The sequence below is a fragment of the Gorillibacterium sp. sgz306347 genome (genome assembly GCF_059735245.1).
Map to the genome: position 1 here is coordinate 1 of NZ_JCAPET010000069.1, position 19,007 is coordinate 19,007.

Genomic DNA, 19,007 nt, shown 5'->3' on the forward strand with positions numbered 1-19,007 from the left:
TTGTTGCTTGTTCACTCGTTGTTCAGTTTTCAAAGGACCATGTTTACGCCGCTGTCAGAAGCGACTTGAATAATATATCATGCGCCTCCAATACGCGTCAACTGGAATATTTATCTTTTTGGAAAAGCGGTTCTAATCTCCCGTTTCGGCTCTTATATCTACTTATAGGGTCTTCTCTTGAACTACCGTTCCTTTTCATCCTAGCAAGCCGGAACGTTTCGTCACATCGATGATATGGCGGAGCCCCAGCTGTCTCCGGCCGTCTGTTTCATTTTATAATCGTCAGGAGGTTATCCCATGAAAATTTGGAGAAGCAGCCCTCCGAGAAGCCGTGAGCTTGAAGAGGACAAGCTGCGGATGCTGGAGGAAATCCGCGCGGTCCATCAGATGTGGGACAATGCCCATCATCACCTGCAGTGGGCCGGCGTGACGGAGGAGGAAATCGATTATGTCATTTTCGCCATTGCCGCTGCGGAGAAAAAATACGACATGCTGTTGAAAAAGGCCAAACAGATGAATTGGAACGACGCCCCGTTTTATATCCGGTAATCATCCGGCGGCCCTATATTTCCCCCGAAGGGAGGTGAAAACATGCGCGTGACGTTATGGAGCGTTCTAATCGGATCGGGACTCCTGTTGACCGTGCTGCTGATCCGCAACCGCTACTCCCGTCTTCTGCTCGTTAAAGCGGCCTCCCTGGCCGTCGGTGCTATTCTTGCCTTGTACGCCGTCAACTGGATCGGCGCGGGAAGCCAGTTTCATCTCCCCGTAAACGGAGGAACGGTCGCCATCGTCGGTCTGCTCGGACTGCCGGGGCTGGCTGCTCTGTCCGCCGTCAAATTTTTTCTCCTGTAATAAAAAAAGGGAGGGCTACAGCTCCCTCCGCCCCTCCAGCGCTTTCGTCAGCGTTACTTCATCCGCATATTCCAAATCACCGCCCACCGGCAAGCCGTGGGCTATTCTTGTGACCCGCAGGCCGAACGGCTTCACCAGCCGGGACAAATACATGGCGGTGGCCTCCCCTTCAATGTTCGGGTTGGTGGCCAGAATCAGCTCCTGCACCTTTTCGTCGCTCAGCCGCTTGAGAAGCTCGGCAATGTATATCTCGTCCGGCCCAATGCCTTCCATGGGGGAAATGGCGCCATGCAGGACATGATAATACCCGTTGAATTCTTTGGTCCGCTCCATCGCCACAAGGTCCTTTGGTTCCTGGACCACGCAGACGACGGAGGCGTCGCGGCTCTTGTCCTGGCAGATACGGCACGGATCAATGTCCGTAATGTTGCAGCAAACAGAGCAGTAATGAAGGTTGCGTTTGACGTTTACGAGCGCTTTCGCAAAATCCGTCACGTCCTCTTCCTTCATGCGCAGCACCTGAAACGCAAGCCTTCCCGCCGTTTTGGGCCCGATACCGGGAAGACGGGTAAAGGCGTCGATGAGCTTGGCAATCGGTTCTGGATAGTACAAGGAATGCCCTTCTTTCGGTATGGATAAAAGCGAACGGCCCGAGAAGCCCGGCGCCTGATCCGTATTATGGCGCGGCATAACGCCGCGGTAAAGCAAGCGGAAGCGGCCGGCTTTCGGGAACGCGGCGTTCGCCGTGCCCCGCAACCGGCCGCTTCGCCCATTCCGGCTCTGGCAGCGTAAAACTTAGAACAAGCCGGGAATCTTCATGCCCCCGGTAAGTTTGCCCATGTCTTTGTTGGCCAGTTCTTCGGCTTTGGCCATCGCATCGTTAACAGCCGCGAGCACCAGGTCCTGCAGCATTTCCACATCGTCCGGATCAACCGCCTCCGGTTTGATGACAACGCCCATGACCTTTTTCTGGCCGTTTACGGTTACGGTGACTACCCCGCCGCCGGCAGTGCCTTCAACCGTTTTGGACGCCAGCTCTTCCTGGGCCTTCAGCATTTGCTCCTGCATTTTTTTGACCTGCTTCATCATCTGATTCATGTTGTTCACTATGATCAGCTCCTATTTTTCTTTAATATGAACCAATTCTTCCCCGAACAGCCGAATCGCTTCCGACACTACTTCATCGGGCGCATCCGGTTCCTCCGGTTCGAGCTGCAGCACCTCGGGCGCCGGAGCTTCCTTTGCTTCCTGCTGCGCGTCTTTCCAGTCTTTCATGAGGGCGGTCGCCAACTTGTACGGCTGTCCGTAAACTTCGTTCATGACCTGCTCGATCAGCTGCCGGTTGGCCGGACGCTCCGTTGTTTCCCGGTGCATCGCGCTTTTAAAGGCCAGCAGGACCGTTTCCGACTCGAAGGAGACGGGTTCTCCGTCGATCAGCCAGGCGTGGACGGTGATTTTCCGTTCCTTGACCTGGGACAAGACCTGGCTCCAATTCAGAAGAATCGGCTTCAGCTGATCGGAACCCGCCGCTTCCACAAAGCGGTCCAGGCGCACGGTTCGTTTCGGACCCGCGCCTCCGCCGCCGGAACTGCTGCGGACGGCGGACGGCGGGCGCTCTATTCTGCCGCCCCCCCCGTCCCGGTTCGGCTCGGGCGACGATCCGGCGCCGCCCGACCATTTTTCAATCCGGCGTTCCAGCTCTTCAATTCTCCGCTTCAGCTCGCCGATCAATTGCCGGTCGGCCGGAGCGCTTCCGCTTGCGGGAGCCTGTGCCTGCCGGCCTGCTCCGCTTTCCGCAGCCGCCGGCCCGCCCGCTCCGCAAAGCTTCAGCAGCGCCACCTCAAACATGATTTGCGGCTGAGCGGCATATTTCATCTCCGACTGCGAATGATTCAGGATTTCGATGATGCGGAACAGCTCTTCCGGCCGAAAGCCGGATGCGATTTCGCGGTATTCGTGAACATCCAGAATCCGGTCGGTCACGGCGGCGGAGTCCGGAACGGTCAGAATCATCAGCAGATCCCGGAAGTAAAGCAGAAGGCTTTCCACGCATTTGTCGGCACTTTTGCCGTCGCGCAGCATACCCTCGGCGATCTCCAGGCACCGCCCGGCATCCCGCTCCAGCACGGCCCGGGCAAGCGATGCAAAAAGCTCCGAGGTCATGCCTCCGGTAATCGAGACGACAGATTCGTAGCTTACCCGCCCGCCGGAAAAGGAAGCGATCTGATCCAGCAGACTGATCGCATCCCGCATGCCGCCTTCGGAAAGCTTGGCGATGTAGCGCAGCGCCTCCCGGTCGGCTTCAAACCCTTCTTCTTGAGCGACCCGGGCCAAACGCTCCGTTTGCTCTTCCGCGGCTACCCGGCGGAAGTCGAACTTCTGGCAGCGGGAAATAATCGTCGCGGGGAGCCGGTGCGGCTCGGTAGTCGCCAAGATGAACATGACATGCTCGGGCGGTTCTTCCAGCGTCTTCAACAGGGCGTTGAACGCTTCCGTGGTCAGCATGTGCACTTCGTCGATGATGTAAACCTTGCGCCGCACTTCGGTCGGCGCGTATTTCACTTTATCCCGCAGGTCGCGGATTTCATCCACGCCCCGGTTGGAAGCGGCGTCGATCTCCAGCACGTCGATCACCGAACCCTCGGTGATGCGGCGGCAGGTGTCGCATTCGTTGCACGGCTCCTCGGCGGGGCCGCGCTCGCAGTTCACAGCCTTGGCCAGCACCTTCGCCATCGACGTCTTTCCCGTCCCCCGCGGACCGCTGAACAGGTAGGCATGGCTCAGCCTGCCTTCCCGCAGCGAATTTTGCAGCGTCCGAACGATAGGGGACTGCCCGACGACATCGGCGAAGGACTGCGGCCTCCAACTTCTATACAAAGCTATATGCGCCATAGATCCCTCTCTGCCCGTCTGGTGGCAACGGTATTGATACTTTCTATTATACATTAGTTTCCCCCTCGGATAAACCGGTTCCCCAAGACGGCAGACGTCGCGCGCCAGCCGCGGAAATGCGAAAAAGCCTCTTTGCCAGAGGCCTTTGCCGCTCCCGGTCAGGAGTAAGGAATGCAAACGAGAAAGGTGGTTCCGAACCCCTTCGTGCTTACGCGGATTGTACCGCCCATGTCGTGAACGATACGCTGGCAAACCGAGAGCCCAAGCCCGGTCCCCTCCGATTTGGTGGTGAAAAAGGGGTCGAAGATCTTGTCAATCAAAAAGTTGGGAATCCCCGGACCGGTATCGTGGATCTCCACAATCACGTAACGCTCGTCAGTATCGGCCCGTTCGGTGATCGTCAACGCTCCTCCTTCCGTCATGGCTTCGATGCCGTTCTTGGATATGTTAAGGAAAACCTGCTTCAGCAGCTCCCGGTCGGCAATCACTTTTGGAAGCTGGGCGGCAGGCTCGTATGTTACTTCGATTCCATGAAGAATCGCTTCATTCTCGATAATGGGCAAAATTTCCTTCATGGTGGTTTGGATTTCCACCTCGTGATAATTAACGTCCTTTCTTTTCCCAAGCAGCAAAATTTCGCTCACCAAATCATTAATGCGGTTGATTTCCGTGAGCATGATTTCCGTGTACGACTCTTCCTTTTCCATTCCTTTTCCGGCGAAGCTTTGACTGAGCACCTGCAAAAAGCCTTTGATGGACGTAAGCGGATTTCGGATTTCATGCGCAGTCCCCGCGGCAATCTGACCGATCATCGCCAGCCGGTCGCTTCGTTTCACCTGTTCCTCCAGCGAGCGCAAATTGGTGACGTCTTTGAACATAATGTACGCTCCGACCGTATGCCCGCTTGTGTCCTTCAACAGATTCGAGTCAAGCAGAAGCTCGTAGCGCTCCTGATTATTCATCCATGATACGGCATGATTGCGCACCACGACCCCGTCCAGGATGGAGCGGTGCACCAGCCGGTGCTCCACCGGAACCGCCGCAAAAATATCCTCCATCGGCTTGCCCAGCACATCATCGCGCCGGAACCCCAGAATACGGCAGGCCATATCGCTGATATCGGCCAAATGAAACGAGTTGTCGATCAACAGCACACCCAGATTGATATCGCTCATGAACGTTCCCGCGAACTGCTGAAGCAAATTCAGATTGGGAAAGTCCGATAACCCGGGAAAAACCAGCATCCGAAAAGGGCGCGATTCCGGGTCGAGCAGCCATTTTTCCAGCATGCGGCCCTCCTTTGTGCTGCCCTGTGCCGTGCGCAGTTTGACATGCCTTTCCGTCAATGCGGTCTGCTTCAGGGCGGGAGCGGGTGCAGCTGAAGCGGCCGCCGGTGTATAGTCCTGCACCAGTTCCCGTATCGGCAGACCGATCAGCTCATGTGCGCCGTAGCTCAACGATTCGCGAAATGCCGGACTTGCGCCTGTGATAATACCGGTCTGATCTGTCAGGAGAACGGCATATTGGAGGCAGCCGGCCATAAAATCGTTTATTTCTTCCGTGGTTGCGTGCATGCACCATTTTTGCGGAGATGACAACACCCTTCCCCCCCACCGTCGAAGAACAGTCATTTCTTCCCTTACATAACATTCTATGAAAATTTTCAATATCCTTCCTGCTAAATTGCTTTTCCCCCCGCTCTCCTTGAACTTTTCACGGAAAAAAGCAAAAAACGTTCCCCGAAGGAAACGTTTTGTAATCAATATGAAGGCCGTGCACCTGCCATTGATCGTTGCGATCCAAGCGGAACACTTATCGTAAGCTCAAGCTAGGCTGCCCTTCGGCACATGAAACGTCCCGCTTACGGCTGCTTCCTTCCGGACCTGACCGGGTTCACGGGCATCCATTGCGAAGGACCCGGCTGTCAACACTTCGTATAAGCGTCAGACCTTACATCGACAAGACCGCTGGCAGGAATTCAATCCCGCTGTAGCGGATTGCGGGTTACAGGGCGCCGCTACCTCCCCATCTAGCACGGTAAAGTTTATTATACTCCAAGCGGTCAAGATAAGCAAGGCATGGCAAAGACTGCTTGCCGCCCTCAGAGGAGAGGCTCCATACAGGTCCAATCCGGCCGTTACCGCCGCAACCAGCCGTTCAAAGCAACAAAAAAACCTTTCCGCAAGGGAAAGGTTTTGTCTGTCAGTTCCGGTGTTCTTAGATGCCGTATTTCTTTTTGAACTTGTCCACGCGGCCGCCGGCATCGATGAACTTCTGTTTGCCGGTGAAGAACGGATGGCAAGCCGAGCAAATTTCAACGCGGACGTTGTTCTTGACGGAGCCCGCTTCGAAAGTGTTGCCGCAAGCACAGGTAACCGTGGTTACGTTGTAGTTCGGATGAATTCCTTGTTTCATCTCTTTCACCTCTTTCCGCCCTGAGTCAGTGATGTCGACCCAGAGTTATATGACGCACTAAACGAGTATATCATGCAGCAGGCTCTAAAATCAAGCTTTTCCACCGCCGGCTTCGGATGCCGACTGCAGGCGGTCCAGCCGCAGCTTTTTCTCCAGCCCGGCGGGCGTATGCGAGTAGGAGCCAATGGCGACGTCCGGAAGCTCGTCCTGAAAAATCGAAATCATCTGCTTCATGCCGTAGATTTCACCCTGCGCCGGCGGGATAAGATTCAGGTAGCTTTCCGGGTCGATGTTGAGGTTCCGCATCTGGACCAGCTTGACGCCCGAGCGGCGGATCAGCCCGATCATCGCCTCCATCTCTTCTTCGCGGTCGGTTACGCCGGGGAAAATCAGATAGTTCAGCGAAACCAGCACGCCTTTGTCGGCGGCGTACCGGATCGATTTCTCAACGTTTTTCAGCGTGTAGCCTCTCGGCCGGTAATACGCATTGTAATGCTCGTCCAGCGCGCTGATCGTGCTGACCCGCATCAGCTGCAGCCCGGCGTCGACGATCCCGCGAATGTGATCCGTCAGCCCAGCGTTGGTGTTGATGTTGATGTAGCCCAGATCCGTCTGCTCCCTCACCTTGCGGATCGCCTTGATGATCAGCGGGGCCTGGGTAGACGGCTCGCCCTCACAGCCCTGTCCGAAGCTGATGATGCTTTCGGGCGTCTTGAGGTGCTCCAGCATAATCTGAGCCACCTCGTCCACCGTCGGGCGGAAGGTCAGACGGGTTTGCGGCGACGGGAACGCACTGTCGTCCGGCTGCTCGGAAATGCAGCCGAAGCAGCCGGCGTTGCACGAGTAGGACACCGGAACGGCACCTTCCCAGCGCTGCAAAAACGTATTGGAAGCGGTCAGGCATTCATACCCGAGCGCGCAGTGGGACAAATGCTCATAGAGGCGGTTCTCGGGGTAACGGCCGGTGAGCGCCTTGACGCTCCGCTCCAGCTCCGAAGGATCGCAGTTAAGCGGATTCCAGGGAAACGGATCGTCGCTCTTCCGGGCGGCAACCCAAAACCCGCCGTCTTTCCAAACCACGGCTGTATAGCCAAACAGCGGAAGCACCACGTCCTTGCCCGTTTTCACATACCCGGGCAGCAGAAGCCGCGTATAGCCTTGGGGCAAAAGCGCCCCGACCGCCTGGCTGTCCTCCTGCAAAGCCAGCATGCTGCCGGTCCCCGGCTCCATGCAGACGGGCCGTGTGCCGGGCAAGCCGACCAGCGTCGCGCCTTCGGGCAGGGGAATCAGCTCGTCATCCAGAATTTCCACCACTTGATCCGCGCTGCGGCCAAGCGCCTTGTATTCGGGATGATCGAACACCTGACCGTTCGGGTCGGCGTAAACCAGATTCACGTGTCGTTCTCCTCCTTGCTTACGATATCGGCGTACGCGGCCGTTTAACGGGAGCGGGCGGGGCGGTATCCATCATGTCTAGAAATTCTTGGTTGGTCTTCGCTTCTGCCAGCTTCTTCAGGAAGGAGTCCGTCACTTCATGGGAATCCTGCATGTTCTTGCGCAAAGCCCAGATCTTGTCGAGCTCCTCTTTGGTCAGCAGCATTTCTTCGCGCCGCGTTCCGGACCGCCGGATGTCAATCGCCGGGAATATGCGGCGCTCCGCCAGCTTCCGGTCCAGATGCAGCTCCAGATTGCCCGTTCCTTTAAACTCCTCGTAAATGACATCGTCCATCCGCGACCCGGTTTCCACCAAAGCCGTCGCCAGAATGGTCAGGCTGCCGCCTTCCTCAATGTTCCGGGCGGCGCCGAAAAAGCGTTTCGGGCGATGGAACGCCCCGGGGTCGATCCCGCCGGAAAGCGTCCGGCCGGTCGGCGGCACAACCAGGTTGTAAGCCCGGGCCAACCGCGTGATGCTGTCCAGCAAAATCACGACGTCCTTTTTATGCTCCACCAAACGCTGGGCCCGTTCCAGCACCAGCTCGGCCACCTTGATGTGATTTTCGGGCAGCTCGTCGAAGGTCGAAGCAACCACCTCGCCCTTGACCGAACGCTGCATATCCGTCACTTCTTCCGGCCGCTCGTCGATCAGCAGCACAAAAAGCTCGATTTCCGGATAGTTGGTCGAAATGCTGTTGGCGATTTCCTTCAAAAGCAAGGTTTTCCCGGCTTTCGGAGGAGCGACCAGCAGGCCGCGCTGGCCCAGGCCGACCGGACAGAGCAAATCCATCACGCGGGTCGAAAGATGGGTAGGGGACGTCTCCAGAACAATCTTTTTCTGCGGATACAAAGGGGTAAGAGCGGGGAAATGCAGCCGTTCGGCGGCCGTCTCCGGCTTCTCGCCGTTGACTGCCTCCACTTGCAGAAGGCCGAAATACCGTTCGTTTTCCTTCGGCGGCCGGCATTTGCCCGAAACCAGGTCTCCCGACCGCAAGTCGAATTTGCGGATTTGGGACGCGGAGATGTAGATGTCTTCGGAGCTCGGGAGATAGTTGATGGGGCGCAGGAACCCGAAGCCCTCCTGCAGAATCTCCAGCACACCCTGCATGAACATCAGCCCGCCTTTTTCGGCCTGGGCGCGCAGAATCGCGAAAATGAGCTCCCTCTTTTTCATTTGCCCGTAATAAGGAATTTGATGTGTTTTCGCCAGCTTGTACAGCTCGGTCAGCTTCAATTCTTCCAATTGGGCCAACTGCAAATCCATGTAACCACCACGCTTATTATTTTTTTGGTGTTATTCCCGCCAGATTTCCGCTCCAAGACATGCGAGGTTCTCTACCAGCCGGTCATACCCCCGGTCGATGTATTCGACCCCGGTGATTTCGGTTACCCCGCCCTGCGGAACCGTAAGTCCCGCCACCACAAGCGCCGCGCCCGCCCGAAGATCGGTGGCGCGCACTGCGGCAGGGGAAAGAACGCCGCCCGTCACAATAGCGGACCGGCCTTCCAGCTTGATGTTGGCGCCCATGCGAATCAGTTCGGGTACGTACTTGAACCGGCTGGAGAACACATAGTCCGTCAGCATGCTGGTGCCGGTTGCCTGGGTGAGCAGACTGCACATCGGGGATTGAATATCGGTGGCAAAGCCGGGATACACGAGCGCCCGCACGTCAACCGCTTCGTATGAGGGACGTCCGGTCACCCGCAGCGCTTCGTCCATTTCGGTTATCTGGACGCCCATCTCCAGCAGCTTTGCCGTGATGGCTTCCAGGTGCTTCGGAATGACATTGTCGACCACGACATCGCCGCGCGTCGCCGCGGCGGCAATCATGTAAGTTCCGGCCTGAATCCGGTCCGGAATAATGGAGTGCCGGCAGCCGTGAAGGGAATCCACCCCTTCGATGCGGATCGTTTCGGTGCCCACTCCGATGATTTTGGCGCCCATGGAATTGAGCAGGGTCGCCACGTCTATGATTTCAGGCTCTTTGGCCGCATTTTCGATAACGGTTACACCTTTGGCCCGCGAGGCCGCCAGCATTAAGTTAATCGTCGCCCCGACGCTTACGACATCGAGGTAAACTTTGGTGCCGCGCAGCTCTTTGGCGCGGATGTGAATGGCTCCTCCTTCAGTGCTTACCCGTGCACCCAGAGCCTCAAACCCTTTGATATGCTGATCGATCGGACGGGGCTCGAAATTGCAGCCGCCGGGCAATCCGACCACCGCTTCCCCAAACCGGCCGAGCAAAGCGCCCATCAGGTAATAGGAAGCGCGAAGTTTCTTCACGTTGCCGTTCGGCAAGGGAACCGAACGCAAAGCGGAAGGGTCGATTTTCATCTGATCCCCGCTTCGTTCCACCGTCGCGCCAAGCTCTTCGAGCAGTTCGGAATAAATGGCGACGTCGCTTAGATCGGGAAGGTTGTCCAGCACGACGGTCGACTCGGCCAAAATGGCCGCCGGAATAAGCGCCACGGCGCTGTTCTTGGCGCCGCTGATCGAAACGGTGCCGCGGAGCGGTTTGCCGCCTGCAATGAGTAATTTGTCCATTCGTCCACGTATCCTTCCAAACTCGAATCAACTTTGAAGAGCGTTCCGGGCAAACCGAAAAAGCAAAAAAACGCCGATAAAAGACCGAAGGAAAAAACATCGGGCATGCGATGTCTTTTCCTCCGGGAACGGTGCGCCCGGCAACCGGGAAGCGTCCGGATTGCTCCAGGGGAGCAACCGGCGGACGGTTTCCTCAAAGAATTGCCGGTAACGCGTCAATTGATGCAATGAGGCGAATTAGGCTTTGCCCGCGCTGCCGAACAGTTCGATCTTGGATTTCACGACTTCGACCATGGCGACTTTAGCCGGACCCAGGTATTTGCGCGGGTCGTATACTTTGGCGTCCTTGTTCAGGACTTCGCGGATAGCGGCCGTACCGGCAACTTGGTTTTCGGTGTTGACGTTGATTTTCGTTACGCCGGATTGGATCGCTTGCTTGATCATTTCGTCCGGTACGCCGGAACCGCCGTGCAGAACGAGCGAGATCGGAATCGCGGAAGCGACCTTCTCGATGATGTCATAGTGGATTTTCGGCTCGCCGGCATACATGCCGTGGGCGGTGCCGACTGCGATAGCCAGCGCGTCTACGCCGGTTTCTTCGTAGAAACGGATCGCTTCTTCCGGGTTCGCCAGGTTGGCGTTTTCTTCGTCGACGGAGATGTCGTCTTCCGTTCCGCCGATCGTTCCGAGCTCGCCTTCAACCGATACGCCCATGGCGCGGGCGGCTTTTACGATTTCTTTCGTCAGCGCGATGTTTTCTTCGTACGGGTGGTGGGAGCCGTCAAACATAACGGAGCTGAAGCCGGCGCGGATACATTTCATTGCAACTTCAAACGAGCTGCCGTGGTCCAGGTGAAGGGCAATCGGCAGACCGGATTGCTTGGCGGCCGCTTCGGCCAGGGCAACCGTAAATTCGATTCCCATGTATTTCAGCGCGCCTTCGCTGACGCCGAAGATAAACGGGGATTTCAGCTCGGTGCCCGCTTGGGTGATGGCTTGCGCGAACTCCAGGTTGTTCATGTTGAATTGGCCGACGGCGTATTTGCCGGCTTTGGCTTTGGGCAGGAATTCGTTCATTGAAACGAGTGGCATAGTTTCTTCCTCCTAAATGTTGGTCGCGTATATGTGCATCGCACAGGGAGGAATCCGCCGATTCCTCCCCGCCAGTCATACTTTGCTATTATAACACAGCGCCCAGACAAGCAAAAGAAACAAATCTCGCACGAAAAAGGTGCCCATGCCAAAAAAGATCCCTTTCGGGATCTTTTTTCAGAGTCCGCTGGCCGACAGCGGGCTCAAGTAACGGTTAACGGCAAGCCGAAGCTCGTCGATATCAAACGGTTTGGTAAAATGCATCAAAGCCCCGAGATCGGTCGCCTCCTTGATCATGTCAAGCTCGCCGTAAGCGGTCATCATGATCACTTTCATGGAGGAATCGATCTGCTTGATATGCTTCAAAATATCCAGTCCGTCCATACCCGGAATCTTCATGTCGAGCAGCACCAGATCGGGAGACTCCGCTTTAACAATTTCCAGCGCCCTCTTGCCGTTTGCCGCCTGAAAGGTCTGGTAGCCTTCGCTTGAAAACACCTCGACCAACAACACCCGGATTCCGTTCTGGTCGTCAACAATCAGCAGCTTTTTCTTGTTCAAAACGCAACCTCCTCGACGGTGGAAATTTCTTCTAAAACTTACATTCGACGAAGAGGTTCGTTTTCCTTCCTGCGCGCAGCAAAAAAGTGGAATTTTTTATGCATTGCGCCGCACCGCTCACGCCGCAATAGGCGGGCCGGGCCGGCACGGGTTTATTGCTGCTGCCCGTGCTGAAACGCCGCTTTGACAAATTCGCGGAAAAGCGGCTGCGGCCGGTTCGGACGGGAGGCAAACTCCGGGTGGAACTGCACAGCCAGGAACCACGGATGGTCCGGAAGCTCGACGATTTCCACCAGTCTGCCGTCCGGCGATGTGCCGGAAATCCGCAGACCCGCCGCTTCGATCTGCTCGCGGAACTGGTTGTTGAATTCGTACCGGTGGCGGTGGCGCTCATAGACCAGCTCGTCCTGGTAGCAGGACTCGGCAAGGGAGCCGGGAGCCAGCTTGCAGGGGTACAAGCCGAGGCGCATCGTGCCGCCCTTGTCTTCAATATCCTTTTGCTCCGGCAGGATGTCGATCACCGGATACGGCGTCGCCGGGTTGATTTCGGAGCTGTTCGCGTCCGCCAGACCGGCCACGGTGCGGGCGTACTCGATGACGGCGACCTGCATGCCGAGGCAGATGCCGAAGAACGGCACCTTGCTTTCGCGCGCGTAACGAATCGCCGCGATTTTGCCCTCGATGCCGCGGTCCCCAAAGCCATAGGGCACCAGAATGCCCTGCACGCCGCCCAGAAGGTCGGCGGCATTGTTATCCGTGATCTCTTCGGAGTTCACCCAGCGGATTTTGACATCCGTGTTGATGCCGAAGCCGGCATGCGACAGCGCTTCGACGATGCTGAGATAAGCGTCGTGCAGCGCGACGTATTTGCCGACGATGGCGATTTCCGTGCGGTGCTCCAGCCGCTTGATCCGGCCCACCATTTCTTCCCATTCGGCCAGGTCGAGCGGCTTGGCGTCCAGCTTCAGGTGGTTGACGACAAACTCGTCCAAGCCCTGGTCGCGGTACATCATCGGGACTTCGTACAGGGTGTCCGCGTCGATGCCCTCGATTACGGCGGACGGATCGATGTCGCAGAACAAAGCGAGCTTGCGCTTCATGTCCTCGGTCAGAGGCTTCTCCGTGCGGCACACAATGACGTTCGGCTGGATGCCGATGCCGCGCAGCTCCTTGACGCTGTGCTGGGTCGGCTTTGTTTTCATCTCGCCCGCCGCCTTGAGGTAAGGAATCAGCGTAACGTGGATGTAAAGCACATTTTCACGGCCGATGTCGCTCTTGATCTGGCGGATCGCTTCCAGGAAAGGCAGGCTTTCAATGTCGCCCACCGTTCCGCCGATTTCCGTGATCACGACGTCGGCTTGGGTTTCCCGGCCGGCCCGGAAGACCCGTTCTTTGATTTCGTTGGTGATATGGGGAATGACCTGTACGGTTCCGCCCAGGTATTCGCCGCGGCGTTCCTTGGAAATGACGGACGAATACACCTTGCCCGTGGTCACGTTGCTGTTCTTGGACAGGTTGATGTCGATAAAACGTTCGTAGTGGCCGAGGTCAAGGTCCGTCTCGGCTCCGTCGTCGGTCACAAATACTTCACCGTGCTGGTACGGGCTCATCGTTCCCGGATCGACGTTCAGATAAGGATCGAATTTCTGGATGGTAACCTTGAGTCCGCGGTTCTTCAGCAATCTGCCGAGGGAAGCTGCCGTAATGCCCTTTCCGAGAGACGACACGACCCCGCCTGTTACAAAAATGTACTTCGTCACAAAAGTAACCCCCTGGTTGTTGATAAGCCCCCGCTTACTCAAAAAAAAACAAAAAAGTGACACCCGTAGTAACGGGGCACTTTTCATTATCCGTATTCGATTCAGCGTTCATTCGCGAGCCCGAGCAATAGTGTACCCTTTCGCCGGCGCCCCTGTCAAGGCTTGGAGAAAAGTTAGCGGGCCCGGTTCCGGCCCCGCCGGCAGCCTCCGGTCTCCCGGTTGTCCGGGCCCGCCTTCCCTCCCCTTCTTTCCGGAAAGGAAGGCGCCCGGGAGCGTTATTTCTCGTCTTCGTCCGCTTCGTCTTCTCCGAAATCGTCCTCTTCCGCTTCTTCGTCGGCTTCGTCCGTTTCCTCGGCTTCTTCGGCCTCTTCGTCCAGCTCCTCGTCGGGGAAGAATTCTTCCTCTTCCTCTTCCTCCGTCACTTCCTCGCGGTCTTCGTCAAAGGTATCGAAGTCTTCCTCTTCGCCGGCGTAAGTATCTTCTTCTTCCTGGTAAGTGTCCTCTTCGTCCAGGTCGTCGTCTTCCTCGTTGATGATGCGCGGATGCTTGCCGCCGCCCATCGCATCCTCGGCTTTGTTGTCCACGGGGTACCAGCGCTTCAGGCCCCACAGGTTGTTGCCGACGCAGGCGAAGCGTCCGTCTACGTTGATCTCGGTATAAAGCTGGGCGATGACGCCACGGATATCTTCGTCGGTGAAGCCTTTGTATTTGGCGACCTCCGTCATCAGGTCACGGTAGTAAAACGGCGTATTGGCCGCCTTCAACACCTGAAATGCCAAATCGACCATCGGCGTTTCCCGCGCCTGCTCCTCGCTCAATTTCAGTGGAGGATATTGTTGGTTGTTCAATAAGAACACACTCCCTCAAACTTTTTGCTCCGGGTGGATTTCGGCCCATCATATTCATATAGTTAACCCTATTTCCCGCAAAAAAGCAAGGGAGGGAGCGCGCTCCATCCGGCGGCTCTCCTCCTCCCGTCATCAGCCAAAGAAACGAGTGTCTCCGCGCCCGGCCCAAGCCGGCGCCGCCGCCCCGCTTTTGCAGCAGCGCGTTTATTTGCGGCAGGCGGGCAGGCGTCACAGTCCAACCCCGCGGCCCCCTCATAGGATATGCCATGATTAAGCCGCGAAGGGGAGATTCCAATTGAGGGAGAGCCGTTTCGCCGATGGCGCAGCCGATAACGCCTTCCGGGCCGGCACAAGCGCAGAGGAAGAGGCGATGCGGACCGCCGCCGATTCGGACGCGGCCGTCGCGGCCATCGGCTGCCTGCACGTTCCGCTCCCGGCGGCGCGGGCGAGCGCGGCGCTGTATCCGGCCGACCTCGTGCTGCCCCAGCCCTCTCTGCTCGAGCGGGGAACGCCGTGGATTCCCTGGGGCGTTCGCGAAGTAAAAGCTCCCGACGCCTGGCCCCGCTCCGCAGGCGCAAAAGTCAAGATCGCCGTCATCGATACGGGCATCGATTACAATCACCCTGATCTGCGGCAGGCTGCGGCAGGCGGCTACAACGTTTTGCAGCCGAGCCGGCCGCCCCTCGACGACAACGGCCACGGGACGCACATCGCAGGGACCATCGCCGCCGCTTCGGCGTGGAAAGGGGTGCTCGGCGTCGCGCCGGCTGCCTCGATCTATGCGGTCAAAGCCTTCGACCGCAATGGCAACGCCTTCGTTTCCGACATCGTCGCCGGCCTGCGCTGGTGCATGGAGAACCGGATGGATATCGTCAACATGAGCTTCGGGATGAAAAATCCGAACAAAGCGCTGGAAGAAACTCTGGCCGCCGCTCACCGGGCCGGCCTGATCGTGGTTGCTTCCTCCGGAAACGAAGGGCGGGCGGACGCCATCGATTACCCCGCACGGTACCGGCATGTCATCGCGGTCGGAGCGACCACCAAAAACAAAAAAATGGCCCCGTTCAGCAACCGGGGCAAACGGATCGATGTCTACGCGCCCGGCCACAAGGTCGTCTCGACGTGGCTGAACGGACGCTACCAGGAGCTCAGCGGCACTTCGATGGCCACGTCCCACGTGGCCGGGGTTATCGCTCTGATCCTGGCCGCAAAGCCCGGCCTTTCTCCCCGGCTGGTCAAACGGACGCTGATCCGCGGCGCATCGGCCGTGACGCTGAACCGGGTGCGGCAAGTCGCCGGCCAGGTCAACGCGGCGCTTTGTCTGAAGTCCCTTGCCAGGCCGGACGGGTAACTATTACTTTGGAGCGCGCGGTCCCGCCGGCAGCGCCGGCGCGGCCGTCGTCATGCGGCCGGCTCATCAGCTTTCCGGCTCCGGCTCCATGATCTCGACCACCAGCCGGTACGCGCCGACGGGTTCTCCGGCGAGCTCCATCTCGTAAGTCCATTCCACCGTGCCCTTCCCTTCTTCCAGACGGACGGAAACATGGCTTGTCCGGGTCATCAGGGGAATCGTCCCCTGTGCCGTCCGGTAAAAGCCGCCTCGTTCCTCGCCCACCGAGAAGGTTTGCTCCGATTCGATGTCCCCGTGCCGAAGCACCCGGATTTCTTCGGGGCCGATCTTCAGCAGGGTGGTCGTGCGCCCCATCCCGTCTCCCGTCTCTTCATAACGGTAATACTGATTTGCCCCTTTTACATAACGGTCGGCCGCGTAGGAAAGACTGATCGTCTCGTCGCTGCTGTAATTGGTCACCCGGAGGGCGACCCGGCTTTTGCCGTTCATGGGTATCCTCCTTATCGGCTCGCGGGCGTTTTAACTCCCAGTTTACCGATGAAGAGCGGCCGGCGCAAACGGGCGGCCGGACCCGCCCCGAAAAACAAAAAAGCGGACGGTCCGGGACCGGCTCCGCCGCTTCTTTGTTCTCTTCTTCCGTCAGCGCAAATAAGTGCGGGTCGGTCTCCGCGGCGGACGGTTGCTTCCCATTAGCCCGCTGAACAGCAGGACGGCCGCGCTCACCCAGTGCAGAATCATGCCCACGAACGGAATGACGCCGAGCACCGAGGTGACCATCCCGATCACGCTCCCGGCACCGCCGGCCCTCTCCCGCAAACAGACAATCAGCGTAACCAGGTGAAGGATAAACATGAAGCCCAGCACCTGCCACCCGCTCCCCAGAATAAAAAGCCCGCCCAGAATAGGAATGCCGAGGAAAAGCTCCAGACAACCCGTGACCAATTTCAATACCTTTGACGCACCCATAGCCTGCCTCCCCGTCGCCGCGAAATGCCTCCGGCAGTTGTTTCCTTCATTTTACCACAAGACCTTTCAAAAGAAATCGGACAAACCGGGCCCGCCGCTGAATATCCTTTTCTACCTTTTTCCATACTGATAAAAACACGACCGTTCCGGAGGAGGCAAGGCGCGATGAAGCATGAAACGGAAAAGATGGAACGCCGCGCGGCCGGGAGCCCGCGTTTTTTCCGCTGGCTGCGCCGGGCGGGCAGGCTGGCCTCCTTCTGCGCGGCGGCCGCCCTCGTAGGGGCAAGCTGCCTGCTGCTCGGGTATCTCTATCTCCGGTCGCAGCCGCTCCCCGCCTCCAACTTTTTGCAAAGCTCGCTCATTTACGATGCCGAAGGCCGGCTGATCGATTCCCTGAGCGTGGGGCAGAACCGTCAGCCCGTAAGTCTCGATGAAGTGTCTCCTTATCTGGTCAAAGCCACGATCGCCATCGAGGACCGCCGGTTCTACCGGCATCCCGGCATTGACGCCCGCGGCCTGACGCGGGCCGTCCTGACCAACCTCAAAGCCATGTCCAAAAACGAAGGCGCCAGCACGATTACCCAACAGCTGGCCCGGAACCTTTTTCTGAACCATGAACGAACCTTGACGCGCAAAGCAAAGGAGGCGGTCTACGCCCTCCAGCTGGAAATCCGGTACACCAAGGACGAGATTCTGGAGCAATATTTGAACCAGGCCTACTTCGGACATTCCACCTACGGCGTGCAAGCGGCGTCCGAAATGTTTTTCGGCAAGGACGTCAAGGAGCTGACGCTGGCGGAAGCGGCTCTCTTGGCCGGAGTGCCGAAGGGGCCGAAATACTTTTCGCCTTACTTCAACATGGACAACGCGGTCAAGCGGCAAAAGCTGATCCTGAAGGCGATGCGGGAGCAAAATGTCATCAGCGGGGAGGAAGAGAACAAGGCGCTCGCCGAGAAGCTCGTTATTCTACCGCGGCGGGAGGACACCCGGTCCGCGCAGGCGCCCTACTTCCGCGACTACGTCCGCTCGGTCGTTACGGATCGGCTGGGATTCGGCGAGTCGTTTTACGACGCCGGCGGCCTCCGGATCTATACGACGCTGGACCTGCGCGCCCAGAAAAGCGCCGAGGCGGCGGTTGCCCGGCAGGTAGGCAAGACCGGCGACCTGCAGGCCGCGCTGGTGGCCATCGACCCGCGTTCGGGAGCGGTCAAGGCGATGGTAGGCGGCAAAAATTACGCCGTCAACCAATACAACCGCGTGTTTACCGAAACGCGGCAGCCCGGCTCTTCGTTTAAGCCGGTCGTCTATCTGACCGCCCTGGAGCAAAATTTCTCGCCGCTTACGCAGTACAAGGACGAGCCGACCGATTTCCCGTACGATGACGGAAAAAAAGTTTACCGCCCGAACAATTACGACCGGCGGTTTACCTTTGAGCCGCTCGACATGCGCCAAGCGATCGCCAAGTCGAATAATATTTACGCCGTCCGCACGCTGATCGACGCCGGGGCGGACAAGGTGATCGCCACCGCGCGAAAGCTCGGCATCACAAGCAAGCTGGAGCCGCTGCCTTCCCTTGCGCTCGGCACTTTCCCCGTCAGTCCGTTTGAAATGGCGTCCGCCTTCGGGACGATCGCAAACGGAGGCGTGCGCGTCGAGCCTACGGCCGTGCTGCGCATCGAGGACAGCAAAGGCCGCGTTCTCTATGAAGCGCGGCCCGCCCGCGAAAGGGCCGCCGACCCGGCGTACGCCTATGTGCTGACCAGTCTGTTGGAAAGCGTGTTTGAAGAAGGAGGGACGGGCTACCGGGTTTCCGATCTGCTGCACCGGCCTGCGGCGGCAAAAACCGGAACGACCAATACCGACGCCTGGATGGTCGGCTTCACGCCCGAGCTTGCCACGGCGGTCTGGGTCGGCTACGACATGGGCCGCGCCATCACGTCGGCGGAGGCGCACAAGGCCGCGCCGATCTTCGCCGAATTTACGGAGCGGGCGCTGGCCGCCGTGCCGCCCAAGCCGTTTTCGGTCCCGGACGGCGTCGTGAGCGTCTACGTCGACCCGAAAAGCGGCAAGCTTGCAGGCCGCGGATGCGCCGAGGCCCGGATGGAGACGTTCGTGTCCGGCACGGAGCCGACCGAATACTGCGCCGACGCGCCTCCCTTGGAGACGAAGCCGGAAAGCGGCAAAGAGAAGGGCTCCTGGTGGAGCGACTTCAAGCGCTGGTGGAACAGCTAGGAAGCGAAACCGGCGGCTGCTTCTTTGCCGGCATAAGAGGAACAGGCGGCTGCTTC

General features: G+C 58.2%; 18 protein-coding genes and 1 other RNA gene. 4 read left to right on the forward strand and 15 right to left on the reverse strand.

All coding sequences use genetic code 11. The annotated features are described in order from the left end of the window. Positions 1–297: 297 nt before the first annotated feature. Positions 298–549, forward strand: a complete 252-nt coding sequence (locus AC6I6H_RS21390; RefSeq protein WP_497956489.1) for a DUF2508 family protein — start codon at positions 298–300, stop codon at positions 547–549. 42 nt (positions 550–591) lie between these two features. Further along, positions 592–855 (forward strand): pro-sigmaK processing inhibitor BofA family protein, encoded by a 264-nt coding sequence (locus AC6I6H_RS21395; protein ID WP_497956491.1) that lies wholly within the window; start codon positions 592–594, stop codon positions 853–855. A 15-nt stretch (positions 856–870) separates the two neighbouring features. Here the strand turns inward: AC6I6H_RS21395 and recR are convergent, their stop codons facing one another. The 13 genes from recR to rpoE form a co-directional block, all read right to left on the reverse strand. Beyond that, positions 871–1,467, reverse strand: coding sequence for a recombination mediator RecR (gene recR / locus AC6I6H_RS21400; RefSeq protein WP_497956492.1), 597 nt, complete (start codon positions 1,465–1,467; stop codon positions 871–873). Positions 1,468–1,650: 183 nt separating this feature from the next. Further along, positions 1,651–1,962: a YbaB/EbfC family nucleoid-associated protein gene (locus tag AC6I6H_RS21405; protein WP_497956495.1), complete on the reverse strand. Its 312-nt coding sequence runs from the start codon at positions 1,960–1,962 to the stop codon at positions 1,651–1,653. 12 nt (positions 1,963–1,974) lie between these two features. Further along, positions 1,975–3,747 (reverse strand): DNA polymerase III subunit gamma/tau, encoded by a 1,773-nt coding sequence (gene dnaX / locus AC6I6H_RS21410; protein WP_497956496.1) that lies wholly within the window; start codon positions 3,745–3,747, stop codon positions 1,975–1,977. A 158-nt stretch (positions 3,748–3,905) separates the two neighbouring features. After that, complete coding sequence (locus tag AC6I6H_RS21415) at positions 3,906–5,345, reverse strand: ATP-binding protein (RefSeq protein WP_497956498.1); 1,440 nt, start codon at positions 5,343–5,345, stop codon at positions 3,906–3,908. Positions 5,346–5,518: 173 nt separating this feature from the next. Continuing rightward, an RNA gene (gene ffs / locus AC6I6H_RS21420) (signal recognition particle sRNA large type) lies at positions 5,519–5,785 on the reverse strand. A gap of 179 nt (positions 5,786–5,964) precedes the next feature. Further along, a complete protein-coding gene (rpmE, locus tag AC6I6H_RS21425) occupies positions 5,965–6,162 on the reverse strand; it encodes a 50S ribosomal protein L31 (RefSeq protein WP_497956499.1) in 198 nt (65 codons plus the stop codon). Between the two features lie 90 nt (positions 6,163–6,252). Further along, on the reverse strand, positions 6,253–7,557 hold the full coding sequence (locus tag AC6I6H_RS21430; protein ID WP_497956500.1) for a radical SAM family protein: 1,305 nt from the start codon (positions 7,555–7,557) through the stop codon (positions 6,253–6,255). Between the two features lie 19 nt (positions 7,558–7,576). Then, positions 7,577–8,860 (reverse strand): transcription termination factor Rho, encoded by a 1,284-nt coding sequence (rho, locus tag AC6I6H_RS21435; RefSeq protein WP_497956502.1) that lies wholly within the window; start codon positions 8,858–8,860, stop codon positions 7,577–7,579. A gap of 30 nt (positions 8,861–8,890) precedes the next feature. Next, positions 8,891–10,141 carry a UDP-N-acetylglucosamine 1-carboxyvinyltransferase gene (gene murA / locus AC6I6H_RS21440; RefSeq protein WP_497956503.1) on the reverse strand — a complete coding sequence of 417 codons (1,251 nt, stop codon included), beginning with the start codon at positions 10,139–10,141 and terminating at the stop codon, positions 8,891–8,893. A 237-nt stretch (positions 10,142–10,378) separates the two neighbouring features. Beyond that, complete coding sequence (gene fba, locus AC6I6H_RS21445) at positions 10,379–11,233, reverse strand: class II fructose-1,6-bisphosphate aldolase (protein ID WP_497956505.1); 855 nt, start codon at positions 11,231–11,233, stop codon at positions 10,379–10,381. 177 nt (positions 11,234–11,410) lie between these two features. Then, positions 11,411–11,794: a response regulator gene (locus tag AC6I6H_RS21450; protein ID WP_497956506.1), complete on the reverse strand. Its 384-nt coding sequence runs from the start codon at positions 11,792–11,794 to the stop codon at positions 11,411–11,413. A 152-nt stretch (positions 11,795–11,946) separates the two neighbouring features. Continuing rightward, positions 11,947–13,554, reverse strand: coding sequence for a CTP synthase (gene pyrG, locus AC6I6H_RS21455; RefSeq protein ID WP_497956507.1), 1,608 nt, complete (start codon positions 13,552–13,554; stop codon positions 11,947–11,949). A gap of 275 nt (positions 13,555–13,829) precedes the next feature. Further along, positions 13,830–14,342: a DNA-directed RNA polymerase subunit delta gene (gene rpoE / locus AC6I6H_RS21460; RefSeq protein WP_497956514.1), complete on the reverse strand. Its 513-nt coding sequence runs from the start codon at positions 14,340–14,342 to the stop codon at positions 13,830–13,832. Positions 14,343–14,697: 355 nt separating this feature from the next. Between rpoE and AC6I6H_RS21465 the strand changes: the two genes are divergently transcribed. Next, on the forward strand, positions 14,698–15,753 hold the full coding sequence (locus tag AC6I6H_RS21465) for a S8 family peptidase (RefSeq protein WP_497956508.1): 1,056 nt from the start codon (positions 14,698–14,700) through the stop codon (positions 15,751–15,753). Between the two features lie 66 nt (positions 15,754–15,819). Here the strand turns inward: AC6I6H_RS21465 and AC6I6H_RS21470 are convergent, their stop codons facing one another. Beyond that, on the reverse strand, positions 15,820–16,242 hold the full coding sequence (locus AC6I6H_RS21470) for a YwiB family protein (protein WP_497956509.1): 423 nt from the start codon (positions 16,240–16,242) through the stop codon (positions 15,820–15,822). 150 nt (positions 16,243–16,392) lie between these two features. Continuing rightward, positions 16,393–16,719, reverse strand: coding sequence for a hypothetical protein (locus AC6I6H_RS21475; RefSeq protein ID WP_497956511.1), 327 nt, complete (start codon positions 16,717–16,719; stop codon positions 16,393–16,395). Between the two features lie 165 nt (positions 16,720–16,884). On the opposite strand from AC6I6H_RS21475, the gene AC6I6H_RS21480 reads away from it, so the two are divergent. Further along, positions 16,885–18,951, forward strand: a complete 2,067-nt coding sequence (locus tag AC6I6H_RS21480) for a transglycosylase domain-containing protein (RefSeq protein ID WP_497956512.1) — start codon at positions 16,885–16,887, stop codon at positions 18,949–18,951. Positions 18,952–19,007: the final 56 nt, after the last annotated feature.